A 26,083-nucleotide genomic window follows, 5' to 3' on the forward strand; every position below is an offset into this window, starting at 1 on the left:
CACAAGCGTATTCACGCAGCGTCCGGGGCGAAGGTGATTACAGGCTCGGCGCCCTTGGCCGACCACACCGTTCCACGACGCTCGTAGTCGAAGAGCGCTTCGACCTCGAGACTTATCCGGGGCCCGAGGCATCGTTCCAACAGGTACAGGCCAAGGTCGAGACCGGACGTCACACCGCCGGCGGTGATCAGGTCACCGTCGTCGACGATTCGCGCCTGGATCGGAATAACGCCGCCGGCCGCCAGTGCGTCCACGGCAAGATGGTGTGTCACGGCGCGGCGCCCTTCGAGAAGCCCCGCCATCGCCAGCGCCAAAGATCCTCCACAGACGGTCGCAACAAGAACACCAGGATCGTCGAGTGCACGCCGCATCATGACGGGCAGTTCGGTTTCCGTTGTGGCCGCGAGTCTTTCCGGCAAACTGGTGCCCGACTGGTCCGCATCGGGTTCGAAGAGACCCGATGCTCCGGGAACGATGATCAGATCCGCGTGTTCGACATCGAGGGTTGCAGTGGCGGTCATAGCGAGTTCACCACTTCCACTCAGGACGGTCCGAGGCCCCTCCGCGCTGACGAGTTCGACACTCAACGCCCCACCGCTGGCGAGACCCCCGGCGTAGAGCACCTCGTACGGACCCACGACATCCATGGGATCGAATCCGTCGAACAACACGATCTGCGCGTGCACTGCAACCTCCGATTTTGTGCGACGCGCTCCTGTGCGCGTCGCTGTTCCTACGACAGTAGGAGGAAGTTGACCCCTGCGGCGACGGCTGAAAGCCAACCTTCGACGGCTTTCAGCCAACCTCACATATTCTGTGAAATACCAGTTGAGAGGATATTTCACGACACGAGATCACAGAATCTCGCGCCACATACGCTACGTTTCAGACATGCATGACGTTGCAGTTCTCGCGTTGCCCGGAGTGGTGCCGATGGACCTGGCAGCACCCCTCGAAGTCTTCGGACGATGCAGGCTTCCCTCAGGCGCACCGGCCTACCGGACCGCCGTGTGCGCGCTCACCGAGGAGGTGGAGACCGGAACATTCACGATGCGCGTACCGCACGGACTGTCACGTCTCGCCCAGGCCAGCACGATCATCATCCCGGGCACCGCCGATCTCGATGTGCCGATCGACCCCGAGATCATCGAAGCCCTCAGAACTGCCGCGGATCGCGGCACGCGCATCGCCTCACTGTGCGTCGGCGCATTCACCCTCGCCGACACAGGCCTGCTCGACGGACTTCGCGCGACGACGCACTGGGCGGCTGCGTCGGAGTTGGCCCGCCGGCACCCGGCTATCGACGTCGACGCTGCCGTTCTCTACGTAGACAACGGGCACGTCCTGACTTCCGCCGGCGCCGCGGCCGCACTCGACCTGTGTCTGTACATGGTGCGTCAGGACTACGGGTCTGCCGTCGCCGCCGACACGGCACGTCTGAGCGTGATGCCGCTCGAACGTGCCGGAGGGCAAGCACAATTCATCGTTCACGAGCCTCCCGTACCCAGCGGGACAACCCTCAGGCCGCTACTGAACTGGATGGAAGAGAACCTCGGGGAGCAACTCGACATCACGACAATCGCGGCCAAGGCAACGATGAGCACTCGCACGCTCAACCGCCGATTCCAGGAACAAATCGGTACGACGCCGTTGCAGTGGCTCCATCACGCGCGGCTCCGCCAAGCGCAATTTCTGCTCGAGACTACCGACCACTCGATCGAACGTGTTGCGGGACAAGTCGGATTCAATGCCGTCACGACATTCCGCGAACGCTTCCGAGACCTGGTCGGTACCAGTCCACAGCGATACCGGACGCAGTTTCGAACTTCCCGCTAGCGGGCCGGGTCAGCCCTTGACGTTGCCGGCAGCGGTGTTCAGAACTGTGGCGACGTCGTCGAGGATGTACGGGATGGTCAGGACCGTCAGTCCGCCGAACGCGAAGTTCTTGTCGACGCTGAAGTCCTTGGTGGATGCCGTACGCCCATCGACGATCACCGGCTGAGCTGCCACCAGTGGCTCGGCGAGGAACGCGTTCAGAGAGTCCTTGTCGTAGGCCACCACGAACAGCACGTCAGACGCAATCAGCGGCGCCTGCTCGGTGCTCAGCTCGAAGTACACGGCCTCCGGATCCTTGGCGGGATCGGCCTGCTGGATCGTCGGCTCGTTCTTCAGACCCAGCTGCTCGAGGAACTCGACACGCACGTCGGCGTTCTTACTCACCGCGAACGTGCTCGGGCTGTTCGGGAGTGCGATGGTGACGGTCTTACCTTGCAACGCAGGGTTCTTCGCAGCGGTCGCGCTGATCGCGGCGTTGGTCTTGTCGATGAGTGCGCCGGCCTCGGCCTGCTTACCCAGCGCCTGACCGGCGATGGTCACCTGGTCTTGCCACGACGCGGTCCACGGCTCGTCCGGGAAGGAAACCACCGGCGCGATCTTCGACAGTGCGTCGAATTCCTGCTGAGTGAGCCCGGAGTACGGGGCGAAGATGAGATCTGGTTCAGCCTTGGCGAACTGCTCGACAGGTGCTTCGCCCGTTCCGTCACCCGACAACAAGATCGGCTGCTCGCCACCGAGCTTGTCGAGTGCCTCGGCGTCCCACTTCAGAATGCCCTGCGCGTCGGCCCCGTACTGAGGTCCGGAAAACGTGGGCATCGCGACCGGGACGACCCCGAGCGCCAGAAGGGCATCCTGGTTGGACCAACCCCAGGTAGCAACCCGCTTGGGCTCGTCCTTGATCTCGGCCGTGCCGAGAGCCGACGTGATCGTCACCGGAAACGCGGCATTCGCCGCGGACGAAGTCTCGGTGCCACCACCGTCGTCGTTGCTGCTGCAGGCCGCCATTCCAGTTACGAGGCCGCATGCCGCCAGGACAGCTACCATCCCGCGGACACGGCTGCGCCGCTCCGATGACGCTCGACCCGGAATCCTTGTCACTGAAGCACCTCTCGACCGATTGACCTGCTCAGACACCTCCAGCGGGTGACGACGCCAAACGTAGCACAAAGGTTACCCTTGCCTCAGTTCCAATAGGGTCAAGAACCGCACGCCGGCCCCGCGACAAGCGATCGAGCTATTTTACAGACTGACGCCGCACCATCTCCGAGATCCAGATCGGCGCAAACGGCGAGGTACAGTTCGGCGGAGTCGGGTAATCCTCGAGCACTCGCAGACGCTCACCGATCTCGATTGCCCGGGCGCGGTACTCGGCATGTTCGATCCCGATCTGAGCCAGGCAGTGGTTCATCGCCCATTGCAGGCGGTCAGGAGCATCCTTCATCTCCGCCTCGATGACGTCGAGTAGCCCTGAAAGGTCAAGTCCCTCGGGCTTCTTCGCGACACGTTCGGTGGTCAGAGCCCACCCGGCGCTAGCGACCACAGGATCAGGGTCAGCGGTCCAGGCCACCCGCAACTCCTCGGCATGCGGGTTCTTCTTCACCACGTAATTGACGAGCCAGTCCTGCACCTTCGGAGTGCGGGCCTCTCGCAACATGACATCCAACTCGTCACGCTCGAACGCCTTCGGGCGGCAGATCAAAAGGGCCAACAATCGCGCCGCGGTATCGCCCGTCGCCCAAAGCTGTTGTGCGAGTTCCTGCTGAGTCTTCAATCGCTTCGCAACAGCGCGCAGTTTTGTGAGGTTCACACCGTGATCGTCACCGTGCTTCTCGTTCACCGCACGCGCCTTCGGATCTTCGAGAGCAGCCAACTCGTCCATCACCGCGGCAACCGTCGTTTCGGCCACTTCGTCCTCCAGTCACTACTTCTGCGATTCCCCTACAAGCAAAGCACGGGAAGGCGGGCAACCTACGTTTGAAACCTCGGCCAATGGGTACATGACTGCTCCTGAGGTGGCGGCACGCCACCATGAAGACAGGACGAACCTTGCATATGCGACGCGCCGCGGGTGCTGAGAACGTGGACGAAACCGCAGGCGGAGATGAAGACGGCGGTAAGAACATTCTCACTCGGGCTATAACCGGCCCACTCCTTTTCGTGTTCATCCTCGGAGACGTTCTGGGTGCCGGCATCTACGCGTTGGTGGGCGTCATCGCCGGTGAAGTTGGTGGAGCCGTCTGGGTACCACTGCTCGTAGCGCTCGTCATGGCATTGCTGACAGCAACGTCGTATGCCGAACTGGTCACCAAATATCCGCGAGCGGGCGGCGCAGCCGTCTTCGCCCAACGGGCGTATCGGAAACCACTGATCTCGTTCCTTGTCGGCTTCTCGATGCTGGCGGCCGGCGTAACCAGTGCGGCGGGACTCGCCCTCGCATTCTCGGGCGACTATCTCAAAGCCTTCATCGACGTCCCAACCGTTCCAGCGGCGCTCGTCTTCCTGCTCCTGGTGGGACTTCTCAATGCCAGAGGCATCAAGGAGTCGATGCGCGCCAACGTCGTCATGACAGTCGTGGAGGTCACCGGGCTCGTCCTCGTTGTCGTCCTCGCTTGCATAGTTCTCGGGCGCGGCGACGGAACCCTGAGCCGCGTCGTGGAGTTCGACGACAGCCGATCGCCTGCACTCGCGGTGCTGGCTGCGGCACTCCTCGCGTACTACTCTTTTGTCGGCTTCGAAACGTCCGCGAACGTCGCCGAAGAAGTGAAGAACGTGAGCAAGGTCTACCCACGCGCACTGTTCGGAGCATTACTGACAGCCGGCGCCGCCTATGTCCTTGTCGGCCTGGCTGTCTCGGTGGTCCTGCCCGCCGACGAACTTGCCGCATCCTCCGGGCCACTGCTGGAAGTTGTGTCAGCTGCCGACGTCGGCGTTCCGCCTCGCCTGTTCAGCCTGATCGCGTTGGTCGCCGTCGCCAACGGCGCACTGCTGACAATGATCATGGCGAGCAGGCTGACATACGGGATGGCATCGGAAGGCTTGCTCCCGAGCGTCTTCGCTCGGGTACTGCCGCAGCGACGGACCCCCTGGGTGGCGATTATCGCGACCACAGCAGTTGCCATGGCTCTCTGCGTCACCGGATCGCTGTCAGCCCTGGCGGAGACGGTGGTACTCCTGCTGCTTTTCGTATTCATCAGCACCAACATCGCCGTCCTGGTTCTGCGCCGTGACGCAGTGCAACACAAACACTTCCGAACGCCGATCATCTTCCCGATCCTCGCTCTCGGTACGTGCGTTGCGTTGCTCACCCAGCAGAGCGCTGCGACGTGGTTACGCGCATCATTACTCTTGGCCGTCGGAGTAGTGCTGTACGCCCTCTCCCACCGCCGATCCACGAAGTGAGGTGCGATGTACAGGAGCCGGTGTGATGACCGACAGTTCTGACGCGTCAGATGTAATTCAGCGTCGAGAGCGAAAGATCAACAGGCGAACCCTGACGTACGGCTTGTCAGTCGTTCTGGCTACCGCGGTTTTGGTTATCGCGATCGTGTGGTTGGGCTCCCGGCGGGGCGAATGCTTCGGTACCGACACCTTGCTGTGCTCACAGAAGGATCGCCGACTGGCGGTCTTCGTCCCGAGCCTGATGTTGCTGCTCGGGACCGTGGGTGCGTTCTTGCGAGCCTCCCTGCGATTGCACCGCCTGCGGCGCCTCTACATCCGGCCGTACATGGCGTGGGGCTTGGCGGGCCTCACCCTGACGTATCTGACCGGAGCTTACTTCTTGATCGGGGTCTAGATTCTCTGAATACGTCTGTTCAGCAACCAGATTGAGTCGACAGCCGCAAATCAGAATCGCGGATCGTCGATCGCAGTGAGGACTACTTCCCGCACTGACGTCGAAGACGACAAACTCGAGATCGAGCGCACCGTATCCACAACGTCATGTACCGGGACCAGAGATCCCTCTCCCCTGGCGGCAGCGACGTCTCGGGGCACGTCGAGTCCGTCTTCTGTATTGAGATATCCGAGATGAAGGACAGTCACAGCGAGTCTGTCCTTCCGGTAGCCCTCTCTCAACGCGTCGGCAATGCCGTTGATCGCGAACTTCGATGCACCGAACGCAACCTCCGGCCTACCGCTTCGCGGGAGTCCCGAGGTGGACCCGGTCAAGATGATCCGAGGTCGAGGACGGCCGATCATTCTCGGGATCAGGCGCTTGAGCAGGAGAATTGTGGCCGTGATGTTGGCGTTGATCATTTCGAGCATTTCGACATCGGATTGATCTGTGAACGCATAATCGGAAGTGAAGGCATCCCCTTCCCAAATTCCGACGTTGCAGATCAGGGTATCTACACCACCGACAAGCTCCTGATCGATCGAATTCGCTGCCGTAACAGGATCGGTCAGGTCGGCTTCGATCCACTCGGAGACGTCGAACCCGTCAGGACGCCGACGCGATATGCCGAGAACTTCGTCGCCATCGCTCCTCAGACCCTCGATCAAAGCACGACCAAGACCTCGGCTCGCACCGACAACAACCGCCCTCGCCACAATTACACCCTTCGTCGTCGCTCGAACCGATCCTATCGATCCAGCCGTCGCCGGTAGTTTCGTCGAGAAGCGAGAGACTCAGATTCGCACCGTAGTGCAGCTGGACAACTACGGGCTCGCCAATATTTCAGCCAGGGCACTGGCGAACTCGCGTGCTTGGTCAGAGGTGATGGTGGAGGCGGTCACACGAAGTGCCCGGTGGCACTGACCCGGCGTCGCCGAGAACTGACTTCCGTCCCGCACGAGCCAGCCAGACTCGGCGAGTCGCTCGACAATCGGTTCGGAATCCCGATCCAGCGGAACCCAGACATTGAGTCCGTCGAAAGTGTCAGGAACCTCGATATCATGTTCTGACAGTGCAGATTTCAGAAGGGTTCGGCGGCGCTCGTAGACAGCGCGAGCATTGGCGAGGCCGTCGATCACCGTCGGATCACTCAGCAGTTCAGCACTCAAGCGCTGCTGCAGGTGACTGACCCAGTTGGCGCCCGACCGGAGATGAGTGCTCAGCCGAATGCCGGTGTCGAGGTCCGAGGCGACCACTGCCACGCGCAGGTCGGGCCCGAGAAATTTCGACACGGAACGAACAAGCGCCCACCGCGTCGTGCTCATCGGAGCGAGCCGACAGTACCGATTGCTGGACACGGCAGAGAAGTGATCGTCCTCGATTACCAGAACGTGAGGGAACTCGGCCAGGATGCTTCCGAGAATCGCCGCTCGGTCGGCGCTCATGCTGACCCCGGTGGGGTTGTGCGCACGAGGGGTGCAAATAATCGCGCGCACACCACTTTCGAGAGCACGCAGCAGCCCTTGCGGGGTAATACCCGAAGTGTCGATGTCCATCGGTACCGCTCGGAAGCTGTTGGCTTTGAGCGTTCCGATGCTCGCCAGGAAGCACGGATCCTCGATCGCGACGGCGTCACCTCGGGTCAAATGAGCGGTCAACAGTCGCTCGACCGCGTCAACGGCACCGTTGGTGATGGTGATCGAGCACGGCCTTAGAACCTCGTCCTCGATCGAGGAACGTGCCCAGGAATCGAGTAGAGGCTCGGTGGCTGCGGCGCCGTACAACCGGGGCGTGTAAGTGGTCCGGTCCAACGAGGCTCTGAGATCAGGCAGCAATGCCGGATCAGGATTTCCGCTGGCGAGATCCACGCTGCCAGGAAGAGCGATACCGCCTTCTCCTTCCAGGAACGGTATGGCTCGCACGAAGCTGCCGCGCCGGCCCTGTGTCTCCACAACTCCCGCCGCCACGAGCAAGCGATAGGCTCCGGCAACTGTGTTCCGGTGAACCTCGAGATCGTCGGCCAAGGCCCGTATGGGCGGCAACGCATCCCCTGGAGCCAATACCCCAGCACTGATGAGATTGCGGATGCCCTCGGAAATCTCGCCCGCTGTCCCGCGGACGACATAGAGCCTCACCTGGTCCGCCACAGTGCTGGTCACAGGCTCACTCTATTAGCACATGACAAAACCTCCACGCTGTGACACATTGTCACATGACAAAAAATCTGTGAGGAGACACATGATTCTGCCCGGACAATTCCGCCTCTCCGACGACGCGGTCGCCGACTCTCTCCACGCCGGTGGATTCGGACACCTGGTCACACCGGGCCCCGAGACCCTCGAAGTCACGTCGATGCCACTGCTGTACAACGCCGAAGGAAACGTGTTGGAGGGGCATCTCGCCCGGACGAATCCGCATTGGCGATACACCGGGACATCGGAGTCTCTGGTGATCCTCCCCGGCGCCGACGCCTACGTGAGCCCCGAGTTCTACCCGAGCAAGAGCGTCCACGGGAAGGTCGTCCCGACGTGGAACTACGAAGTTCTCTACGTCTACGGCCAACTGGTTGCGCACGACGACGAGCAGTGGCTGCGTGCGCACGTCACCGCACTGACAGCTCGACATGAATCCGGCCGTGAGAACGAATGGAAGGTCACCGACGCGCCGCCGCAGTTCGTCGATGCGCAGCTGCGAGGGATTGTGGGGATCGAACTGCACGTGGCCCGTGTCTACGGAAAAGCGAAGTTGAATCAAAACCGTTCCCCCGCTGATCGCTCCGGCGTCATCCGGGGTCTGGAGAAGGGCTCATTCTCCGAACGAGAGACCGCCGCAGCGATGGTCGCCGCGGGCCTCGACAACGGTTGACCGTTACGCCGTCGTCGTACGCCTTGTCTAGTCGCACATTCAGGTGAGCGGTTTTCCACCCGTCACGCCGATGACTTCCCCAGTGGTGTAACTGGATTCGCCAGAGGCGAGAAATACATAGGCGGGAGCAAGCTCGGCCGGCTGACCTGCCCGCCCGAGCGGAACGTCGTCCCCGAACGTCTCGAACTTCTCCTTGGGCATCGTCGCCGGAATCAGTGGCGTCCAAATCGGTCCAGGTGCAACGGCATTGACCCTGATTCCCTTTCGTGCGACATCGGCGGCCAGCCCCTTGGTGAAGTCGATGATGCCCGCCTTTGTCGTGGCGTAATCGAGCAGCTCGGGCGACGGGGACGCACCTTGGATGGACGAGGTATTCACGATCGTCGATCCGGGCTCCATCTGCGCGATCGCTGCTTTGGAGAGCCAAAATAGTGCGTAGAGGTTGGTTTTCATCACACGGTCGAATTGTTCGGTGGTGATATCGGCGATGCCGCCCATCTGCACCATCTGAAACGCGGCGTTGTTCACCAAGATGTCGAGTCCGCCGAGTTCACGCACCGCGGTTTCGACCAAAGCAGAACAGTGTTCCTCGCTTCGGAGATCTCCCGGCACCGAGACGGCTTTGCGACCTGCCTCCTCGACCCAGCGAGCGGTTTCCCGAGCGTCCTGTTCTTCCTCGTCGAGATAACTCAGGACAACGTCCGCGCCTTCTCTGGCAAATGCAATCGCGACCGCACGTCCGATGCCCGAATCCGCTCCGGTGACAATCGCACGCCTTCCTTCGAGTCGACCGCTTCCTCGATAGGTGTTTTCACCGTGGTCGGGAGGAGAAATCATGTCTGCGGTGAGACCGGGGTGTGCGATCTCCGCCTGCCGCTCACGCACAGGAGCGGGGAACCGCGTGGTCGGGTCCTGCATTGCGTACTGGTCCGGCATATCGATACTCCTCGGGTGACGCAGTTTCTCGCGGGCTTCTGGATGGATGCACTGCACATGCCTCCTTCCCGCCGAATAGAAATCGAAACCTCGGGGTGGCCGGGGTCTCACTCATCCTGGTGCCGACGATCTCGATGCGTCGACCCCACTTGTTCGTTGTGGTTACTACGCGGTAGGTCGGGGTAGCCCGCGTAGCGGCGGTGGCTCCGCGACCCGCGGAGCACTCGTCGAGCAGAAGCTGAACATCACGTAAAGCACGCACCGACGAAGGGACGACCCCGATATGAGCAACTCCGAAACCACGTCCGCCTTGATCACCCAGTTACGCATCCTCCTCGGTCTGACGCACACCGAGATCCAGGTCGCCGAAACGCGCGTCGCACAGGCCAGAACCGAGGCTGTTCGACGCGAATTGACGGAAAACGCAGAGAACGGCCGTGAAAGGGCGAGTTCCATAGAGTCCACTGTTCGCGATCTGGGGGGCGTGCCGGAATTGGTCGGTCCGTTCATCGGACGCGCGACAGCCGGAGTGAAAGCGATGGTCGAACAGGCTCAGCCCTTCGACGAAGCGGTATTGGGAGACCTTGCGCTCGAACATCAACTCCTCGATCGCTCCCGCTACCTCAAGGCCCTGGCCACTGCCGGCGGCGATCAGACCGTCGCGGCGTTGGCCGACCGCCTCATCACTGCACACTCCGCGACCGTGGACTGGCTCACGACTGTCTTGGCCGAAGAGGCACTCGGTGGACCGGCAGCTTTGCGCCGCACACCGATGCAAGCTGCCACCGGCGCGGCGATACGGCTGGTCAACGTTCCGGTCTCCTGGTCGACCCGCAGTCTCGACCGTGCCATCGACGCTGTTCGCACCTCACCGCCGGTACTGGGTGAGCTGATCAGCTGGGGCGCATATGCCGGTGACGTGACTGTGAAAACACTCTCGGCCAGTAGGGATGCGGCCATCGCCACGGCTGAGAAGGTCACTCGCCGAGAAGGTGCTGACGGTGCCGCCGACGTTTTCCGTTCGGTACGGAAGTCGAGTGGGCTACTCGACCCCACTGAACTTCCCATCGAAGACTTCGACGAACTCAACGTCACCCAAGCCGTCTCCGCCGTGAAGGAACTGACCGACGCCGCACAGGTGCGGGACATCGTTGCGTACGAGGAAGCGCACAAGAACCGACACGGCGTCGTATCCGCTGCCCAGGCAAGACTCGCAGCGATCGCCCAGGAAGTCGTCGGAATCAACTAGAGCGTTCAATCGACATATCGAGAGTCCGACTCTCGGAACCGCGAGCACTGGACCTCGTGAAAGCGGGATTCGCGGCCAGGGGCACCCGAGACCGTCAAGAAGATGACAGCGGCTCTCGAAGCCCTCTGATCAGTTCGACGCGCGCGGAATCGAGAATTTCCTCGGAGAGCGGGGAACCCTTGGTAGCTCGCGAAAGAACCAGTGCACCGAGCATGGTGGAGAGCCGGAGGAGACCGACAGCTTCGTCGTCGGCAAGAGCTGCGGCAAAATCCCCCACTCCCTCCGTGTAAACCCGACGGGCCTCGCTGTCTGCAGGCTCGCGCGCCATGTCGGCGGCGAGCGCAGCAGCGGGGCATCCGCCTGCCGGGTTGTCGCGATGCGCCACCGAGAGATAGGTATCGATCAAAGCTTTTCGGGCGGAGTCACGTTGCCCTGCATGCTCTTCGAGTCCCGCAGAATGCAGCTGAGCCAGTTCCTTGAAGGCGTGGGTGGTCGCTTCGTCGATGAGCGCGTCCTTGGACGCGAACTGCTTGTAGAAGCCACCGTGGGTCAGCCCCGACGCCTTCATCAGGTCGGCGACGCTGAGGTGAGTGCCCTTCTCTCGGAACAGTCGGGCTGCGGTTTCCACGACGCGCCGACGGTTCTCTTCCGCTTGTTGCTGCGATACGCGGCCCATCACAACGCCTTCCAGTTTGGATTTCACTTGACATCTATCCTAGCCGACACTTAGATTTGATTCATAATCTAAACGTCACGAGCAATCACAACACTGGGAGAATCATGGACCTGAACAAGACGGTTGCGGTCGTCACAGGAGCCAATCGCGGGCTCGGACGCCATCTGGCTGCGGGACTCGTCGAGCGCGGTGCAAAGGTGTACGCGGCTGCGCGCAATCCGGAAACTGTCGATCTACCCGGCGTCATCCCCCTGAGGTTGGACGTGACGGACGCCGAATCGATAACCGCCGCCGCGCAAATCGCATCGGATGTGACCTTGCTGGTCAACAACGCAGGTATCTCTACCTCGGCGCCCTTGATCGGGGGCGACATCGATGACATTCGACGAGAGATGGACGTCAACTTCTACGGCCCGCTCGCCGTGACCCGGGCGTTTGCTCCCGTCATCGAAAACAACGACGGCGGAACAATACTCAACGTTCTGTCGGTGCTGTCCTGGTTCCATCCAGCCGCGCTCGGGTCTTACGCGTCGTCGAAGGCAGCGGCCTGGGCGATGACCGACGCCGTTCGAGAAGAACTTGCGCCGCGCAAAATCTCCGTATCGGCACTGCATGTCGCATACATGGATACCGACATGGCCGCTGGCGTACCCGCCGAACAGAAGATCGATCCTGCCGACGTCGCCGCGCAAGCACTGGACGGTATCGAAAGCGGGCTCGCCGAGATCCTCGCTGACGACACCACCCGGTACGTCAAGGGGAGTCTGTCCTCGTCGAACTCCGAGTAAGCAAGGGACTGCAGACGAGTGACGCTTACCCCACCGTTTTGAGGCTGGCCAATCTGCTCAGGATCGGTGCCCGCCAAGCTGCGAGGTCTTCCGGACCGTTCTCTTCCCACAACTCGTACAACTCCGAAGTGTCGCTGTCGGAAACTGCACGCTCGAGTGCGGAGAGGACCCAACTCTTCTGCTCCGGGCTCAAGGTGCTGACGTACCCGGCGGCGTCAATTCCATCCAGCTGCACAGGCTTCGGCGCAACGCCGTGCGCAACCGCAAGAATCTCGGCGACGGCGATTGCTGTTTGAGCATCATCGGCATCGAGATAACCGCCATCGGGGTGGCTAGCGTAATCGTCGATGTCGTAGTCACCCGCCTGTACTGCGCTGAGCAGGTCGCCCGCTACGTCGTTGTCGAAAGGTCCTGAACCCCAAGTCCCCATGCTGTCTCTCCGATCCGTACCCGGCGCACCTGTCGTAAAGATATTAGTGAATCACAGGCTTCGGCCAGGACCCTCGGGCTGGAAGTACTGCGTTCGCCGGAAATCGACATCAGCGCAACGGCACGCGAAGGATGCGGTCATCACCGCGGTTGGGGTCGCCACGACCGTCGGTGTTGTTCGTCAGTATCCACAGCGACCCGTCCGGTGCAACTACAACGTCACGGAGGCGCCCGTATACGTCGACGAACTGCTCATCGGCGGTCGCGGGGTCAGCCAACGGCACAATGCGGAGTCGCTCACCACGAAGGTTGGCAATGTAGATCGAGCCGTCGTGGATGGCGATTCCGCTGGGGCTGGCATCGTCAGGTGACCATTGTTGGAGCGGATCGATGAATCCGTCTTCACCCGCAATCCCTTCGACCTCGGGCCACCCGTAGTTGCCACCGGCTTCGATCCGGTTGAGTTCGTCCCAGGTGTCCTGCCCGAACTCGCTGGCGTACATCGTGCCGTCCTCGGTCCAGGCAATACCCTGGGAGTTGCGGTGGCCGTAGCTGTAGACAAACGAGTTCGGAAATGGATTATCTTGCGGCACATCACCATCCGGAGTCATGCGCAGAATTTTCCCGGACATCGAGTCGAGGTCCTGAGCTCTGTCTCGACTACCGGCATCACCGACGGTCACGTACAGCATCCCGTCCGGGCCGAACGCGATGCGACCACCGTTGTGGTAGTTGGCCGAAGCGAGCCCGTCGAGAATCGTCTCGGCCGGCCCGAGCGCGAATTCCCCCGGAGCACCGATGATGTCGAAGCGTTCGATCCGGTTCTCCCCGTTCGCGGTGAAGTACGCGTACAGGCGGTTTTCACGTACTGCGATCCCTAGTAAACCGCCCTCACCTCTTGGGCTGACGCCGTCGACGACTCCCACCTCGCGGCTGTTTCCGCCGGCGTCGAGTTCGAGGATTCGCGCGCTGTCGCGCTCACTGACTAGTGGTGTATCGCCGTGGAATGCGATCGACCAGGGCGCGTCCAAGCCGTCGGCGACGGTCTCGGGTTCACCGAAGGCCGCGGCGGGCGTCGATCGTGTTGTCGTGCTTGCCTGTGGACCGGGCCCTTCAGGATCCTCGCTACCGCAGGCAGTCAGGAAGGCCGAAAGGAGCACTGCGGCGCCAAGCCCTCGGATCTGTCGTCGTGTCATGGGCGCGCCTCCCGGGTTCAGGCAGTCTTTGCGCCGACGGTAGCGCGCAATCGGTCACACCGGGAGTCCCTTCGAGTACCCCCAACGACCGGGACTCCCTCGCAGGCGACGGGCGTGATGCCCTGGACGGGTGCGCCACGACATGCGCGTCGTCAACAGAAAGAGAACTGACCACCTCATGATTTCCGCCCCGACCGTCAAAGAAACCGGCCACCTGCCGCTCGTGATCTACGTACTGGCCGTCGGAGTTTTCTTGATGGGCACAACCGAATTCGTCGTCGCCGGCATTCTTCCCGAAATCGCGGGTGACCTCGGTACGTCGATCGCGAACGTCGGCCTGCTGATCACCGTCTTCGCGATCGGAATGATTGTCGGCACGCCGGCGATGGCGATCTTGACACTCAGGGTTCCCCGACGCGTGACCTTGAGCTCGGCTCTGATTGTTTTCGCGATCGGACACGTCATCGTCGCGCTCTCGTCCAACTTCGGACTCATTCTCGGCGCCCGCTTCCTCACAGCCGTGGCGACGGGCGCCTTCTGGGCAGTCGCTGCAGTGGTCGGAGCAAAAGCGGCAGGCCCGGCGTCTTCCTCGCGCGCGCTCGGCATCGTCTTGGGCGGAGGCATGCTCGCGAACGTCATCGGTGTTCCGCTCGGCGCTCTGGCCGGTCAGACCATCGGCTGGCGCGGTCCTTTCTGGGCCCTCGCCGCCCTCGCACTCGTCGCCGCGGCCGTCGTCCACCGATTGGTACCCGCCGACACCGACTCCGGTGCGGTGCCGTCCTGGCGAGCGGAGATCGCGAGCCTACGGGACGGACGCATCTGGCTCGTTCTGTCCGGTTGCGCCGTCGTGTGCGGGTCGTCGCTGGCGGCGTACAGCTTCATCTCTCCGCTGTTGACCGAGAACACGGGACTTGCTGCGTCGGCAGTGCCGCTAGTGCTTGTCGGCTACGGACTCGGTGCGTTCGTCGGCTCCAATCTCGGCGGTCGACTCGGTGCGAAGCATCAGTACGGGGTCTTGTTCGTCTCGGCAGCGATGACGTTTCTCGTGCTCGGGGCGCTCTGCCTCTTCTCGCACAACGTGATCGTGACGGTGTTTCTCGTAGTCATGCTGGGACTATTCGGCATGTCGACCAATCCCATCCTGATCGGGATGGCTGTGCGTTATGCCGATCAGGCGCCGACGATGGCTTCTGCTCTCAGCACCTCGTCGTTCAATCTGGGCACCGCGGTCGGCTCCTGGATCGCCGGGTTTGCGTTCGCCTCGAGTCTCGGTGCCACTGGGCCGGTGTTGGTAGGCACCGGCGTTGCCGCTCTCTACTTTCTGCCGCTGATGATCCTGTTGCGCAAGGAACGCACGAAGCGCACCGCCGTCGAAGTCGTCAACTGACGACCCGATCAACCGTCGCGCAGTTCGTCAGCCGTCCGTCAGCGACCGCTCCGACACGTGAGGCGAAGAGTCCGCATTCTCACTGGCTGCCAACGAGGCGAGTAACTGCATCCGTTCCGCGGACGGCGATCCCGGCTCTGCGGTGTAGATCGTGAGCGTCAACCCCGGCTCGGCGGCCATCTCCAAACCTTCGAAGGCAAGCGTCAGCTCCCCCACGGCGGAGTGGTGAAATGTCTTGAATCCGGTGCCGTGATGGCGGACGTCGTGCGCGCCCCACCGACGCCGGAATTCCTCACTCCGAGTGCTGAGTTCACCGATCAGATCGTGCAATTCCTTGTTGTGAGGATCTCGCCCGGCCTCGGTTCGCAGAATCGAGACGGTCACCTCGGCAAACTCGTTCCAGTCCGGATAAAACTCGAAAGCCCTTTCGTCGAGGAACGTGAAGCGCGCGATGTTCGGGGGCTGCCCCGGCATGTCGTAGAGGTCCTTGTAGAACGCACGCGCGAGTGGGTTGACAGCAAGAAGATCCATGCGACCGTTCCGCACGAAAGCGGGTCCCGCGGTGACTGCATCAAGCGCCCACTGCAGGCTCTGATGGGGCTTCCAGCCCTTCGCATTTCGCCGACGCGGGGGTCTGGCTACCGGGCTTGCCGCGTGCGCGAGATCAAAAAGGTGGGCGCGCTCGGCGTCGTCGAGTCGTAAGGCCTTCGCGATACTGTCGAGTACACCCGGCGATGCGCCGCTGATCGCTCCGCGCTCGAGCCTCGTGTAGTACTCGACGCTCACGCCGGCGAGGGTTGCCACTTCACTTCGACGTAGACCGTCCACGCGGCGGTTCGATCCGGCCGGAAGTCCAACTTGTTCGGGCGTGACTCGGGCGCGCCGCGAGGTCAGGAATTCGCGTACTTGCGCTCGATCGTCCATGCCATCGAGCGTAAGTCAGTGACCGGTAGCGAGGGAGTCCCTCGCAGTACCACTATCGCGCGGGACTCCCGCACGCCGCCAAATCGTGATCAGGTTGAAGTGACACGAAGAAACCGATGGTGAGGAGCCACGTCATGCGCGCTGTCGTCATGCATGCCCCCGGCGATGTCCGGGTCGAAGAGATCGATGCGCCGGTGATCGTCGAACCGACCGACGCGATCATTCGCGTTACAGCCACCTGCGTCTGCGGTTCCGACCTCTGGCCGTATCGCGGCATCGAAGAGCTGAATGGCCCGACGCCGATGGGACACGAATACGTGGGCGTCGTCGAACAGGTCGGCCCCGACGTCAACGACATCGAAGTTGGGGACTTCGTCGTGGGCTCGTTCGTCGCGTCGGACAACACCTGCGAAATCTGCGAGGCGGGCTTTCAGTCTCGCTGTATCCACCAGGTCATGATGGGCTCGGTCGGCACCCAATCCGAATACGCTCGCATCCCGCTCGCGGACGGCACCCTCGTCCCTGTCCGCGGAGAGCCGACCGAGCGGCAGGCTCGCAGCCTCCTTGCAGCCTCCGACGTACTCGGCACCGGTTGGTTCGCCGCCGTAGCTGCGGAAGCCGGACCTGGCAAAACAGTCGCCGTCGTCGGCGACGGCGCAGTCGGACTCCTGGCGATCCTCGCTGCCAGACAACTCGGCGCCGAGCGGATCATCGCCATGTCACGTCACGCCGACCGGCAGGCACTCGCCACACAATTCGGCGCCACCGACATCGTCGAAGAGCGGGGCGACGCGGGCATCGCGAAGATCAAGGAACTCACCGGCGGCTACGGCGCCCACTCGACCGTCGAAGCCGTAGGCACCCAAGAATCGATGATGCAGGCTATCGGAGCTACCCGCCCCGGCGGACATGTCGGCTACGTCGGGGTATCCCACGGCGTCGAACTCGACGGCATGAACCTGTTCTTCGCGACGGTGAGCCTGCTCGGCGGTCCCGCGCCGGTCAGGCGATTCCTACCCGAACTGATCGAGCTCATCATGACCGACCAGATCGACCCAGGCATCGTCTTCGACCTCACTCTCCCGTTGGAGGACGCCGCCGCCGGCTACCAGGCGATGGACGAGCGGCGCGCCACCAAAGTGCTACTCACCCTCTGACCGATACCAAAGGCTCACGAGTCAGAACTGGGCTCTCCACGCCGATCGAGGAACGTCTCGGCTACCAACGAGAGGCGCTCTTGGTTTACCGAGCAGCATGTTCACTGATCACAGCGAATGCGTATGACGCCGAAGGTGAGGATGGGTACTTCTATTGGTGCGCAGCCGCTTTGATCCAAGAGGATGCTACGCGACTGATATGCACCCCCACCAGCGGAAACCGATTGTACGAGTGAATGTTTCAATGAGAGCGACTCGGCGCTACTTTGTAGCAACGAAACTCGTCTCTACCTACGGTTGCGTACTGAATTCCTTGTGGGGCAGGCTTTCTTGTGTACTGCTGACGAGCCGTATCTGCTGACGAACCGTATTGCTGACGAACCAAGGTCGGAGAACAATGGGTCACTACAAAAGCAACGTGCGTGATATCGAGTTCAATCTGTTCGAGGTACTCGGGATCGGCGAACTGCTGGATGCCGGCGCTTACGGGGACCTCGACACCGACACTGTGCGCAACATTCTTGCGGAAGTATCGAGGCTGGCAGAAGGCCCGGTCGCCGCGTCCTTCGCCGACGCGGATCGAAACCCTGTCGAATTCGACGCACCCAATCACGCCGTTGTGGTCCCGGAACCTCTACGCAAGACGGTCGAGGCGGTGAACGAGGCCGGTTGGTCGCGACTCGGCCTACCCGAAGGCATGGGTGGTGTTCCTGCTCCGGCGCCGTTGGTCTGGGCGATCGGCGAAATGTTGGTCGCGGCAAACGGATCCGCAAGCTTTTTCAACATGGGTCCACTGATGGCGAGCGTGCTCTACACCATCGGAAACGAACAGCAAAAACACTGGGCCAAAGAAGGATTCGAACGCGGATGGGCCGGAACGATGGTGCTCACCGAACCAGACGCCGGATCCGATGTAGGCGCAGGCCGAACAAAGGCAATCGCGCAGGACGACGGCACCTGGCACATCGAGGGCGTCAAGCGGTTCATCTCCGGCGGCGACGTCGGAGACACGGCCGAGAACCTCTTCCACTTGGTGCTTGCCCGGCCCGAGGGCGCCGGTCCAGGAACCAAAGGTTTGAGCCTGTTCTACGTTCCGAAGTCCCACTTCAACTCGGACACACTTGAACTGGGAGAGCGCAACGGTGTCTACGTCACCGGCGTCGAGCACAAGATGGGCCTCAAGTCTTCCCCAACTTGCGAGCTCACCTTCGGAGCGACGGACGTTCCTGCCGTCGGCTGGCTCGTGGGTGATGTCCACAACGGTATCGCCCAGATGTTCCAGGTCATCGAGAATGCTCGAATGATGGTGGGCACCAAGGCTACCGGAACACTGTCCACCGGCTATCTCAACGCCCTCGAGTACGCAAAAGAACGAATTCAAGGTGCAGACCTTACCGAGCTGACAAACAAAACCGCGCCCCGCGTGGCCATTACGCACCACCCCGACGTCCGACGCAGCCTGGCGATGCAGAAGGCCTACGCCGAAGGCCTCCGAGCGGTCTACCTCTACACCGCTGCACACCAGAATGCCGATGTCGCCGAGTTGGTTTCGGGGGCGGATGCCGAACTGGCGGCGCGGGTCAACGATCTGCTGCTGCCGATCGTCAAGGGCGTCGGCTCCGAGAAGGCCTACGAACTGCTCACCGAGAGCCTGCAGACCCTGGGCGGCTCCGGTTATCTTCAGGACTACCCCATCGAGCAGTACATCCGCGATGCCAAGATCGACACCCTGTACGAGGGCACCACGGCAATCCAGGCGCAGGACTTCTTCTTTCGAAAGATCGCACGCGACCGCGGCGTTGCGCTCGCTCACGTAGCCGGTCGCATACGAGAGTTCATCGACAGTGAGGCCGGGAACGGTCGACTCAAGGCCGAGCGAGTCATACTCGAGATCGCCTTGACCGACGTGCAGGAGATGGCCGGGACGCTCACCGGGTATCTGATGGCTTCCCAGGACCAACCCTCCGAGTTGTACAAGATTGGCCTCGGCTCGGTGCGCTTTCTGTACGCGGTAGGCGACCTGCTCATCGGATGGCGCCTCTTGGTGCAAGCGGAAGTCGCGTTGGCAGCCTTGGACCGTGACGCGTCGGCAAAGGACCGGTCGTTCTATCGGGGCAAGGTGGTGATCGCGTCGTACTTCGCCAAGAACATCCTGCCTATCCTCGCGTCGACCAAAGAAATCCTGGGTTCCCTCGACAACGAGATCATGGAACTCGAGGAAGACGCATTCTGACAACGTGCCACGCGCGGTATGGGTGGTGCGCAACTCGGAATGCTTGCTGCGTGATTCAAACGTGGTCGTGAACCGGCGACGGAATCTTGTTGGAACGGTAAGAGTCTGCGCTCCGGTTCGGCCGCCAGAGACGCCAGTGTTTCGCGGACAACCGGAACGGGAGATGGTCTTGTAGGTGACGAGCACCGGACGACAACCGTTCGTCTGCAGGCAGGTTGAGCCACAGGGACAGTGAGGATGCCGCGTTGCCAAGGGTTGCGCGTATGCCTGACTCGCCGAGAATCCGGCCGTATCCGTCGACGGCAAAGCGGCCGAACGCGTCGGGCGTGATGTCGGGATACGGCGCGTGGTTGTCCGGGTCGATCAAGCGTACGTGCGCACTGTAGGTCAGTGCCGCCAAAGAACGTCCGTGGGTTGTGACCGCATCGGAACCAACGAGGGTATCGAGCGCTTCGTTGACAGAACCCGGTGGGACGTTCCATTCGGTATGGGTTTGCGCTTTGTAGCTGGGCCCACCGAGGATCCCGGTGGCAAGCTCTGTCAATTGCGCGGTCGGCGCGGGTTGCCCGCCCTGGCGGATCTCTAATGTCCACGACGGCAACGACACTGGTTCGATGCAGGCTTCCAGAAATGTCTGCAGGCGTTGAAATGCCACGTCGGGGCGCTTGACTCGAAGCGAGTGTGCACCACTGGGCAGCCCGTCGTATGTCACTACCTCGGGCAATGTGATGTCCGGTGTCCGCGCCGTCACAGGTTAGCCAATCGCGAAAGCACTACCCCGGCTGGTTCCTCCGTCGCGTGGCGATAGCCAGTACCGGCCCACAGGTGCATTCGCTCGGGATCTGCCTGCGCAACAGCGGCTTTGCGCATCGGGTTGGTCAGGTGATGGATGGCCGGATACCCGATGGGCGCTTGTGCGTCGTAGCGATCGATGAACTCGTTCCGAAGCGCCCGTGCAGGACGTCCCGTGAAAGCTCTTGTGACGACCGTGTTCCCGCGGGACGTGTCGGCCAGAGCTGCCTTGTGCGGAGCCGAGGCACCACTCTCCTCGGTGCGCAGCAGCACAGTACCGACCACTGCCGCGTCCGCTCCGGCACGTAAGGCAGCAGCGACGTCGGCGGAGGTCGCCAGTCCACCGGCCGCCAATAGCGGAACCGACGTGCGGTGACGGATCTGAGCGATCAATTCGGTGATCGGTGTTTCTGCCGGAACCTGCAGGGGGGTGAGCGTTCCGGAGTGGCCGCCGGCAGCCGACGATTGCACGACAAGCAGATCGGCACCGGCGTCGACGGCAAGGAGCGCCTCTGCCTCCGAAGTCACTGTGAGGACGACAAGTGAACCGGCAGCGCGCAGCGCCTTGATGACGCCGGGTGCGGGAAAGCCGAAGGTGAAGCTGACCACCGGAACCGGGCTGGCCAGGAGCAGATCGATCTTGTCCTCGAAGTAGTCGTCGTCTTCGACCGGCTCACCGTCAGCCAGTGTGATGCCGTAGCGATCCGCCTCGACCTGGATCGCCCTGGCATAGGCACGGTAGGCATCGACATCGACAGGCACCGGGTTGGGCGCAAAGACGTTGACACCGAAGGACACTCCCTCGGCGCGCACGGCGTCGATCTGGTCGGACAGAGCCTGAGGCGTCTTGTACCCGGCGGCGAGGAAGCCGAGACCGCCTGCGCGAGAGGCAGCAGCAACAAGTGCCGGTGTGGAAGCGCCGCCGGCCATGGGGGCTGCGATGACAGGGACCTTCAGGTCGAGATCGGTTGTGAGTGCGCTCATTCGAACATCTCCAGTCCTACGTCGGGTAGTGCTCCGGCGGTTTCGTCATCTGACATCAAAAACTACCTCCTCAGTCGAGGTGGCCGTCCGAGGGTCCGCATCGAGATCGGAAGGGAATCGGAACCGCAAAACCGCGGCGGCCACTGCTGCGCCCAGAACGACGGCCGCACCCAACAGCAGAGCGTCGCGATACCCGTCTCGCAGCAACGGAGTGACAACGAGTGGGCCGAGAATCTGACCGACGCTGTATCCAGCGGTCAGCAACGCCACGGCGCGTGGGAACTGCAGGTGCGCGCCGATTGCCAACACAATTGACCCGATACCAAGGAAGGTGACACCGAACAGAAAAGCTGAAATCAGTGCGGGGCCGACGCCTCCGATCACAGCAGGAAGCGCTATGCCCACCGCCTGAATCAACAGGGCAACGAGAAGCAGAGTCGGCCTCGACCAACGCAGGCTGAGCCAAGCCCACAGGGCGCACGAGGGAAATGCGGCCAGACCGACCACTATCCAAGCGCCGCTGCCCACCCATTCTGGAGCGGCGAGATCGATTGCGGCAACAAGGAACGTGCCCGCGATGATGTAGCCGATGCCTTCCAGGAAATAACTGATGAACAAGGCAGTGAACCCGCGTTGGGGAGTGGGAGTTCCCGGCGCGTCCGGTGTGATGGCCGGACGCGGTTCCGGCGTCAATCCCCAGGCTGCGACCGCACACACCACTGCAAGGGCCGCAGATGCCAGCCAGGCTGTACTCCAGGTACCGATGAAGCGGACGACCAACACGAGGACCCCGGACAGGGCGATACCCAACCCAACTCCGCCGAATCCCCATCCGGCCAGAAATTGGGACTGCCCCCGAAGGTGCGCGTGCAAAGCGCTGACGGCGATCATGAAGACGAGGGCACTGGCAATGCCTGCGACGAGCCGCAGGGCGAACCAGATGGATCCGTCGTGGGTAGTGGGCATGAGCGCCAAAGTCGCGATGAGGACCACCAACGACGTACGCATCACCGCTGCCGAGCGCACCACGCCGGGAATGAGGATTCCCGCGAGCGCGCCGATCAGGTACCCGACGTAGTTGGCCGTCGCCAGGGTGGCGCCGAGCGAGGCGGACAGACCGGACTGCGTGTGCATCAACGGCAGAATCGGTGTGTAGACGAATCGACCGATTCCCATGCTCGCCGCCAGCGCAGCGGCAGCTTGGACAGCGTGCGCTCGCGGGGAGACGCCGTTGTGGATTGTGGTCATGGTCTTATCGTGTGCCCCGGCCGCGCCGAACCGCCACGACCGCTTTGCTCCTGACTGATAGGCACAACCTCCCACCGCACGTAGCATGAAGGATCGTGGAGCTGCGTCAGCTGAGATATTTCGAGGTCGTCGCCGAGGAATTGCACTTCGGCCGAGCCGCGGCGCGGCTACTGATAGCCGGGCCGTCATTGTCGCAGCAGATCATGGCACTCGAGCGCGACCTCGGCGTCAAGCTGTTCGTCCGCGACCGCCGTTCCGTCGCTCTGACGCCAGCCGGCGCGGCCTTGCTCCCTGATGTCCGTGCGCTACTCGAGAGTGCCGAGAATCTGCGACGCCGCGCGGAGCGTCTGTCCGGAGCGGAGCCCGTCCGGATCGGCTACGTCAATTGGCTCCCCACGGATCTGATCGCGCGCACTTCAGGGGTCGCGCAACTGCACGTCGACGCCTGGGTGGTGCCATCACACGCACAGGCCGCGCGGGTGGCAGACGGCAGCCTCGATCTGGCGATCGCCTGGGTACGTAAATACGATGTCGCCCAAAACGGTTTGAACGCCAGACTGCTCGGTGCGGATCGGCTCTACGCCGTCTCCACCGGAGAGGACACCACACCGGTGCGGGCACGCGACGTCGTCGTGCTCGTCGACGACGACACCACCTCCTGGTATTCGTGGAACGTCTTCGCCGAAGAATTCGCTCGCGATACCGGCGCACAGATCATGCGCATCAACGACGGTGGTATCACCGGCCCGGCATTCTTCGATCACGTCCGTGCCGTCGGCCGTCCGGTCGTCAACTCGCCCAAAGGGCAGACCATCACGCTGCCGAGCGATCTCACGGCACGCCCGATGATCGACCCGGCGGCAATCTGGACGTGGTCACTCCTGTGTCGTGAGAACGAAACGCGCCCTGCCGTTCTCGCGGCCGTCGACGCTCTCACCCGCGGCGTCACTGATCTCGGAATCCACGAGGACGGGAGATGGCTACCCATGGACGATCCTTACCGGAGGACTCGATGACACGACGCGCTATTCGAGTTTTCTGGGGACGACGGCCGGAATCGGTGCAGGCCGTGGCCTCCCGGTGGCGTCGGACGTTGGAGCAAGTCGAATTCCTGTTGCCCGAGGTGGTCGGCGGGTCGTGGCAACAGATCCATTCCGCTGGACCTGCTACTGCCGTGACCGTCGACCAGTTGGCACACGTGCTCGAGATCGCGCAGGCCGCCGAAGACTGGTCGGATCGTCTGGGAATCGGGTTGAGGCTCGCATCCGGCGGAGGGCCCGAATGGGGGCTCGAACTCTCAGGGTTGGCCGGCGGCGAACCGGAAATCGTCCTACAGTCGATGATTCTCGCTGTCAGCGCGCCGGACGCCGCCGAAGTTCCTGAGACAGAACTACTTCGGATGCTCGCCGCGGTGTGGGAACCGGACTTCGGGGACGTCACCGACGACAACATCCTCGACGCTCTCGAAGACGAGTCCGACTATCGCGTCGGTGATCCCGTGATCGGCCGAGTCGGCTACCTCTCGTCCGCTCGCGCTGACGCGATCCCGGATGACCTGGCAGCAGGCGTTGCCGCGTTACCGGGCGGCGTGTTGCTACAGATCGGGGCCGTCGATGGGGTCGTTCGGGCGTACGAGCGCCTGCGCGAGACCGGCGCACTCGATCCGCTTCCACGTCCACTGGACCGCGCAGTCTTCTGAAGGTGGTTACCGTTCGTCGAGTTTGGGTAGCCCGGGCGTCGGAACGAAGTCTCGCCTCGGCACTACCGCCGAAAAATGAACCGAAAGGCCCACCGCATGGTTGACGTCACCCGCAAATTCACCGCCGAGGTACCGATCGAGAAGGCTGGGGCGTTTCTCCGCGACTTCGCCAATGCGCCGACGTGGGATCCGGGCACCGAGAGTTGCACGCAGATCTCCGACGGTCCTGTCGGCGTCGGAACCCAATGGCACAACGTGTCGAAGCTGTTCGGCGTCACCACGGAACTGACGTACACGCTGGTGACCGACGAGCTGAATCACGTTGTTCTCGAAGGAAAGAACAAGACTGCCACCAGTACCGACGACATCACCTTGACTTCGGTGGGTCCGAACTCGACCGAGATCGAGTATCACGCGAACGTCGAGTTCAACGGTGCCGCCAAGATTGCGTCGCCTCTCCTGAAGGCGGGATTCGAAGCCAAAGTGGCACCGGAGACGGTGAAGAAGATGACGGAAGCCCTCGAAGCGCTCTGACCGTCCGTCAGGTTCTTGTCACTGTGGGTTGCCGCCGCTCGCGCCACCGTTGCGAGCTTCGATGGCGTCGATGGACTTCGTGAACGACTTTCCCAGCACTTGGGTGCCGACGAGTCCGAGTACCGACGCCAGGAGCTTTCCCTTGAGGTTCTTGCCGTCCCGGACCACGACGGCATCGACATCGGTCAGACCCGTCGGTTGCCGGGTCAGCGTGTAGGTATGGCTCGACGCCCCGCCCCACAGGTTGGAGTCGGTGGTTGTCATCACGACGCGGTGCGGGTCGGTCCAGTCGTAGTGCAGACGCTCCCAGATACCACTGGAGCCCTCGGTGACATCAGCATCGTGGGGTCCTTGTTGGTGCACTTTCAGGTAGCTGTCCGCACTGCGGCCGAAGATTTCCTCACGGCCCGGGCCGAAGTCGGTCAGGCCGGCAAGGACCTGTTCGGGCGTCGCAGTGGTCGTCTTGTGAAGATGGATCGTGGTCATGGCGCCTTCTTTCAACTGTGGATGATCCGGTGCTGAAAAAGCCGGGAAGTGACTCATCCAGCACACCACTCACACGAAATGAATGAAAGAGAATTGCTCGCCTTGTCTCGATCCGCTGTCTCGATCCGCTATTCGACGCCGCGCCGGCTGGCAGTGATTGCGCCGTGCGGCCTGTAGCCGCTCCCCGTCCGGGTATGGGTCTCGATCACGTCGAAACCCGCTGTGACCAGCACCTCGGCAAGTTCGGTCACCGGCCATCGATAACCAGTCGTCGCGGCATGATCAAAAGGCTCTACCGTTGTGCCTTCGAAGAAGCCCACCAGCAACCCACCACCTGGGCGGATCACGCGCGCGAATTCAGCGAGCGGTGCCTCGATATCTTGCGGGTGATGGTGAATGAGCGAGTACCAGGACAGCACGCCGCCCAGTGAATTCGTTTTCGCGTCCAATGCCTCGAAGCCCCCGACCTCGAAGGAAAGATCCGGGTATCGGGTGCGGGCTCGTTCGACGAACTCGGGCACGAGATCGATCCCGCTCACAGCCAGCCCGGCCTGGGCCAGGAAGTCTGTCCACTGCCCCGGCCCGCACCCGGCGTCGAGCACGGGGCCGGTCAAAGTGGCGGCCCAGCTGGTCACCAGGTCCCGATCAGATACGTGCGTCGAATCCATCGAGCCGAAGAGGTCCGTGTACTCCTGGGATCTGGCCGAATACGACTTTCGGACTACGTCGCGGCGCGTTGCACTCGAATTCTCCACGCCGTCAATGATTATCGATGTGCACCATTCCTTCGCCACAACTCGCCGAACCGAAGGTTCATACTCTGTTGAAGGCC

At 62.3% G+C, this 26,083-nt stretch carries 27 protein-coding genes; 12 read left to right on the forward strand and 15 right to left on the reverse strand.

Going from position 1 to position 26,083, the window contains the following annotated elements; translation table 11 throughout:
* Nucleotides 1-11: 11 nt before the first annotated feature.
* The gene (locus M1L53_RS02135; RefSeq protein ID WP_042448156.1) at nt 12-686 is read right to left on the reverse strand and encodes a DJ-1/PfpI family protein; all 675 of its coding nucleotides are present in this window, start codon (nt 684-686) and stop codon (nt 12-14) included.
* A gap of 205 nt (nt 687-891) precedes the next feature.
* Here M1L53_RS02135 and M1L53_RS02140 point away from each other — a divergent pair, with 205 nt between their 5' ends.
* Nucleotides 892-1,836, forward strand: coding sequence for a GlxA family transcriptional regulator (locus tag M1L53_RS02140; protein WP_003942841.1), 945 nt, complete (start codon nt 892-894; stop codon nt 1,834-1,836).
* 9 nt (nt 1,837-1,845) lie between these two features.
* Here M1L53_RS02140 and M1L53_RS02145 read toward each other — a convergent pair whose 3' ends face one another.
* Nucleotides 1,846-2,934, reverse strand: a complete 1,089-nt coding sequence (locus M1L53_RS02145; protein ID WP_232319084.1) for an iron-siderophore ABC transporter substrate-binding protein — start codon at nt 2,932-2,934, stop codon at nt 1,846-1,848.
* A gap of 136 nt (nt 2,935-3,070) precedes the next feature.
* The gene (locus M1L53_RS02150; RefSeq protein ID WP_228401482.1) at nt 3,071-3,742 is read right to left on the reverse strand and encodes a DNA alkylation repair protein; all 672 of its coding nucleotides are present in this window, start codon (nt 3,740-3,742) and stop codon (nt 3,071-3,073) included.
* A gap of 146 nt (nt 3,743-3,888) precedes the next feature.
* Here M1L53_RS02150 and M1L53_RS02155 point away from each other — a divergent pair, with 146 nt between their 5' ends.
* Both M1L53_RS02155 and M1L53_RS02160 read left to right on the forward strand, forming a co-directional pair.
* Nucleotides 3,889-5,235, forward strand: coding sequence for an APC family permease (locus M1L53_RS02155; RefSeq protein WP_042922927.1), 1,347 nt, complete (start codon nt 3,889-3,891; stop codon nt 5,233-5,235).
* Nucleotides 5,236-5,260: 25 nt separating this feature from the next.
* A complete protein-coding gene (locus tag M1L53_RS02160) occupies nt 5,261-5,629 on the forward strand; it encodes a hypothetical protein (protein ID WP_054188379.1) in 369 nt (122 codons plus the stop codon).
* Nucleotides 5,630-5,679: 50 nt separating this feature from the next.
* Here the strand turns inward: M1L53_RS02160 and M1L53_RS02165 are convergent, their stop codons facing one another.
* Complete coding sequence (locus tag M1L53_RS02165; RefSeq protein WP_042448150.1) at nt 5,680-6,384, reverse strand: SDR family oxidoreductase; 705 nt, start codon at nt 6,382-6,384, stop codon at nt 5,680-5,682.
* A 108-nt stretch (nt 6,385-6,492) separates the two neighbouring features.
* A complete protein-coding gene (locus tag M1L53_RS02170; protein WP_225320193.1) occupies nt 6,493-7,827 on the reverse strand; it encodes an aminotransferase class I/II-fold pyridoxal phosphate-dependent enzyme in 1,335 nt (444 codons plus the stop codon).
* A gap of 79 nt (nt 7,828-7,906) precedes the next feature.
* On the opposite strand from M1L53_RS02170, the gene M1L53_RS02175 reads away from it, so the two are divergent.
* Nucleotides 7,907-8,533, forward strand: coding sequence for an FMN-binding negative transcriptional regulator (locus M1L53_RS02175; RefSeq protein ID WP_030537447.1), 627 nt, complete (start codon nt 7,907-7,909; stop codon nt 8,531-8,533).
* Between the two features lie 39 nt (nt 8,534-8,572).
* Here the strand turns inward: M1L53_RS02175 and M1L53_RS02180 are convergent, their stop codons facing one another.
* Nucleotides 8,573-9,469: an SDR family oxidoreductase gene (locus tag M1L53_RS02180; RefSeq protein ID WP_007735622.1), complete on the reverse strand. Its 897-nt coding sequence runs from the start codon at nt 9,467-9,469 to the stop codon at nt 8,573-8,575.
* Between the two features lie 283 nt (nt 9,470-9,752).
* Here M1L53_RS02180 and M1L53_RS02185 point away from each other — a divergent pair, with 283 nt between their 5' ends.
* Nucleotides 9,753-10,718, forward strand: a complete 966-nt coding sequence (locus M1L53_RS02185; protein ID WP_054188329.1) for a hypothetical protein — start codon at nt 9,753-9,755, stop codon at nt 10,716-10,718.
* Nucleotides 10,719-10,812: 94 nt separating this feature from the next.
* Here M1L53_RS02185 and M1L53_RS02190 read toward each other — a convergent pair whose 3' ends face one another.
* Nucleotides 10,813-11,421, reverse strand: coding sequence for a TetR/AcrR family transcriptional regulator (locus M1L53_RS02190; RefSeq protein ID WP_221628833.1), 609 nt, complete (start codon nt 11,419-11,421; stop codon nt 10,813-10,815).
* 77 nt (nt 11,422-11,498) lie between these two features.
* Between M1L53_RS02190 and M1L53_RS02195 the strand changes: the two genes are divergently transcribed.
* Nucleotides 11,499-12,182 (forward strand): SDR family oxidoreductase, encoded by a 684-nt coding sequence (locus M1L53_RS02195; protein WP_007735616.1) that lies wholly within the window; start codon nt 11,499-11,501, stop codon nt 12,180-12,182.
* 25 nt (nt 12,183-12,207) lie between these two features.
* Here M1L53_RS02195 and M1L53_RS02200 read toward each other — a convergent pair whose 3' ends face one another.
* A complete protein-coding gene (locus M1L53_RS02200) occupies nt 12,208-12,612 on the reverse strand; it encodes a DUF4259 domain-containing protein (protein ID WP_003942974.1) in 405 nt (134 codons plus the stop codon).
* Between the two features lie 109 nt (nt 12,613-12,721).
* The gene (locus M1L53_RS02205) at nt 12,722-13,807 is read right to left on the reverse strand and encodes a sorbosone dehydrogenase family protein (RefSeq protein WP_054188330.1); all 1,086 of its coding nucleotides are present in this window, start codon (nt 13,805-13,807) and stop codon (nt 12,722-12,724) included.
* A 178-nt stretch (nt 13,808-13,985) separates the two neighbouring features.
* Here M1L53_RS02205 and M1L53_RS02210 point away from each other — a divergent pair, with 178 nt between their 5' ends.
* Complete coding sequence (locus tag M1L53_RS02210; protein ID WP_054188381.1) at nt 13,986-15,194, forward strand: MFS transporter; 1,209 nt, start codon at nt 13,986-13,988, stop codon at nt 15,192-15,194.
* A 27-nt stretch (nt 15,195-15,221) separates the two neighbouring features.
* Here M1L53_RS02210 and M1L53_RS02215 read toward each other — a convergent pair whose 3' ends face one another.
* Nucleotides 15,222-16,118 (reverse strand): helix-turn-helix transcriptional regulator, encoded by an 897-nt coding sequence (locus tag M1L53_RS02215; RefSeq protein WP_030537174.1) that lies wholly within the window; start codon nt 16,116-16,118, stop codon nt 15,222-15,224.
* 134 nt (nt 16,119-16,252) lie between these two features.
* On the opposite strand from M1L53_RS02215, the gene M1L53_RS02220 reads away from it, so the two are divergent.
* Complete coding sequence (locus M1L53_RS02220) at nt 16,253-17,275, forward strand: zinc-dependent alcohol dehydrogenase family protein (protein ID WP_054188331.1); 1,023 nt, start codon at nt 16,253-16,255, stop codon at nt 17,273-17,275.
* A gap of 397 nt (nt 17,276-17,672) precedes the next feature.
* Nucleotides 17,673-19,508, forward strand: a complete 1,836-nt coding sequence (locus tag M1L53_RS02225) for an acyl-CoA dehydrogenase (RefSeq protein ID WP_054188332.1) — start codon at nt 17,673-17,675, stop codon at nt 19,506-19,508.
* 55 nt (nt 19,509-19,563) lie between these two features.
* Here M1L53_RS02225 and M1L53_RS02230 read toward each other — a convergent pair whose 3' ends face one another.
* Genes M1L53_RS02230 through M1L53_RS02240 form a run of 3 tightly spaced genes read right to left on the reverse strand, consistent with a single transcriptional unit; the run spans nt 19,564 to nt 22,532 of the window.
* Complete coding sequence (locus M1L53_RS02230) at nt 19,564-20,259, reverse strand: hypothetical protein (protein WP_054188333.1); 696 nt, start codon at nt 20,257-20,259, stop codon at nt 19,564-19,566.
* Nucleotides 20,256-21,284 carry a nitronate monooxygenase family protein gene (locus tag M1L53_RS02235; protein WP_054188334.1) on the reverse strand — a complete coding sequence of 343 codons (1,029 nt, stop codon included), beginning with the start codon at nt 21,282-21,284 and terminating at the stop codon, nt 20,256-20,258. The genes M1L53_RS02230 and M1L53_RS02235 overlap by 4 nt, the downstream gene beginning before the upstream one ends.
* 45 nt (nt 21,285-21,329) lie before the next feature.
* Nucleotides 21,330-22,532 carry a YbfB/YjiJ family MFS transporter gene (locus M1L53_RS02240; RefSeq protein ID WP_042448243.1) on the reverse strand — a complete coding sequence of 401 codons (1,203 nt, stop codon included), beginning with the start codon at nt 22,530-22,532 and terminating at the stop codon, nt 21,330-21,332.
* A 95-nt stretch (nt 22,533-22,627) separates the two neighbouring features.
* On the opposite strand from M1L53_RS02240, the gene M1L53_RS02245 reads away from it, so the two are divergent.
* The 3 genes from M1L53_RS02245 to M1L53_RS02255 all read left to right on the forward strand — a co-directional run bounded on the left by M1L53_RS02245 (nt 22,628) and on the right by M1L53_RS02255 (nt 24,765).
* Nucleotides 22,628-23,548 (forward strand): LysR family transcriptional regulator, encoded by a 921-nt coding sequence (locus M1L53_RS02245; protein ID WP_054188335.1) that lies wholly within the window; start codon nt 22,628-22,630, stop codon nt 23,546-23,548.
* A complete protein-coding gene (locus M1L53_RS02250) occupies nt 23,545-24,231 on the forward strand; it encodes a hypothetical protein (RefSeq protein WP_054188336.1) in 687 nt (228 codons plus the stop codon). The genes M1L53_RS02245 and M1L53_RS02250 overlap by 4 nt, the downstream gene beginning before the upstream one ends.
* 96 nt (nt 24,232-24,327) lie before the next feature.
* On the forward strand, nt 24,328-24,765 hold the full coding sequence (locus M1L53_RS02255; protein ID WP_054188337.1) for an SRPBCC family protein: 438 nt from the start codon (nt 24,328-24,330) through the stop codon (nt 24,763-24,765).
* Between the two features lie 18 nt (nt 24,766-24,783).
* Here M1L53_RS02255 and M1L53_RS02260 read toward each other — a convergent pair whose 3' ends face one another.
* The gene (locus M1L53_RS02260) at nt 24,784-25,251 is read right to left on the reverse strand and encodes a hypothetical protein (RefSeq protein WP_031331426.1); all 468 of its coding nucleotides are present in this window, start codon (nt 25,249-25,251) and stop codon (nt 24,784-24,786) included.
* A 128-nt stretch (nt 25,252-25,379) separates the two neighbouring features.
* On the reverse strand, nt 25,380-26,006 hold the full coding sequence (locus M1L53_RS02265) for a class I SAM-dependent methyltransferase (protein ID WP_185744476.1): 627 nt from the start codon (nt 26,004-26,006) through the stop codon (nt 25,380-25,382).
* Nucleotides 26,007-26,083 lie beyond the last annotated feature (77 nt).

The sequence above is a fragment of the Rhodococcus sp. T9N genome (assembly GCF_024436645.1).
In the GTDB taxonomy this organism is placed as follows: Bacteria; Actinomycetota; Actinomycetes; order Mycobacteriales; family Mycobacteriaceae; genus Rhodococcus_F; species Rhodococcus_F qingshengii.

What these genes read in the sequence shown, in the direction of transcription:
- M1L53_RS02140 (WP_003942841.1), top strand. Translation starts at nt 892, where the DNA reads ATGCATGACGTTGCAGTTCTCGCGTTGCCCGGAGTGGTGCCGATGGAC.
- M1L53_RS02155 (WP_042922927.1), top strand. Translation starts at nt 3,889, where the DNA reads ATGCGACGCGCCGCGGGTGCTGAGAACGTGGACGAAACCGCAGGCGGA.
- M1L53_RS02160 (WP_054188379.1), top strand. Translation starts at nt 5,261, where the DNA reads ATGACCGACAGTTCTGACGCGTCAGATGTAATTCAGCGTCGAGAGCGA.
- M1L53_RS02175 (WP_030537447.1), top strand. Translation starts at nt 7,907, where the DNA reads ATGATTCTGCCCGGACAATTCCGCCTCTCCGACGACGCGGTCGCCGAC.
- M1L53_RS02180 (WP_007735622.1), bottom strand. Translation starts at nt 9,469, where the DNA reads ATGCCGGACCAGTACGCAATGCAGGACCCGACCACGCGGTTCCCCGCT.
- M1L53_RS02185 (WP_054188329.1), top strand. Translation starts at nt 9,753, where the DNA reads ATGAGCAACTCCGAAACCACGTCCGCCTTGATCACCCAGTTACGCATC.
- M1L53_RS02195 (WP_007735616.1), top strand. Translation starts at nt 11,499, where the DNA reads ATGGACCTGAACAAGACGGTTGCGGTCGTCACAGGAGCCAATCGCGGG.
- M1L53_RS02200 (WP_003942974.1), bottom strand. Translation starts at nt 12,612, where the DNA reads ATGGGGACTTGGGGTTCAGGACCTTTCGACAACGACGTAGCGGGCGAC.
- M1L53_RS02205 (WP_054188330.1), bottom strand. Translation starts at nt 13,807, where the DNA reads ATGACACGACGACAGATCCGAGGGCTTGGCGCCGCAGTGCTCCTTTCG.
- M1L53_RS02210 (WP_054188381.1), top strand. Translation starts at nt 13,986, where the DNA reads ATGATTTCCGCCCCGACCGTCAAAGAAACCGGCCACCTGCCGCTCGTG.
- M1L53_RS02215 (WP_030537174.1), bottom strand. Translation starts at nt 16,118, where the DNA reads ATGGACGATCGAGCGCAAGTACGCGAATTCCTGACCTCGCGGCGCGCC.
- M1L53_RS02220 (WP_054188331.1), top strand. Translation starts at nt 16,253, where the DNA reads ATGCGCGCTGTCGTCATGCATGCCCCCGGCGATGTCCGGGTCGAAGAG.
- M1L53_RS02225 (WP_054188332.1), top strand. Translation starts at nt 17,673, where the DNA reads ATGGGTCACTACAAAAGCAACGTGCGTGATATCGAGTTCAATCTGTTC.
- M1L53_RS02235 (WP_054188334.1), bottom strand. Translation starts at nt 21,284, where the DNA reads ATGAGCGCACTCACAACCGATCTCGACCTGAAGGTCCCTGTCATCGCA.
- M1L53_RS02240 (WP_042448243.1), bottom strand. Translation starts at nt 22,532, where the DNA reads ATGACCACAATCCACAACGGCGTCTCCCCGCGAGCGCACGCTGTCCAA.
- M1L53_RS02250 (WP_054188336.1), top strand. Translation starts at nt 23,545, where the DNA reads ATGACACGACGCGCTATTCGAGTTTTCTGGGGACGACGGCCGGAATCG.
- M1L53_RS02255 (WP_054188337.1), top strand. Translation starts at nt 24,328, where the DNA reads ATGGTTGACGTCACCCGCAAATTCACCGCCGAGGTACCGATCGAGAAG.
- M1L53_RS02260 (WP_031331426.1), bottom strand. Translation starts at nt 25,251, where the DNA reads ATGACCACGATCCATCTTCACAAGACGACCACTGCGACGCCCGAACAG.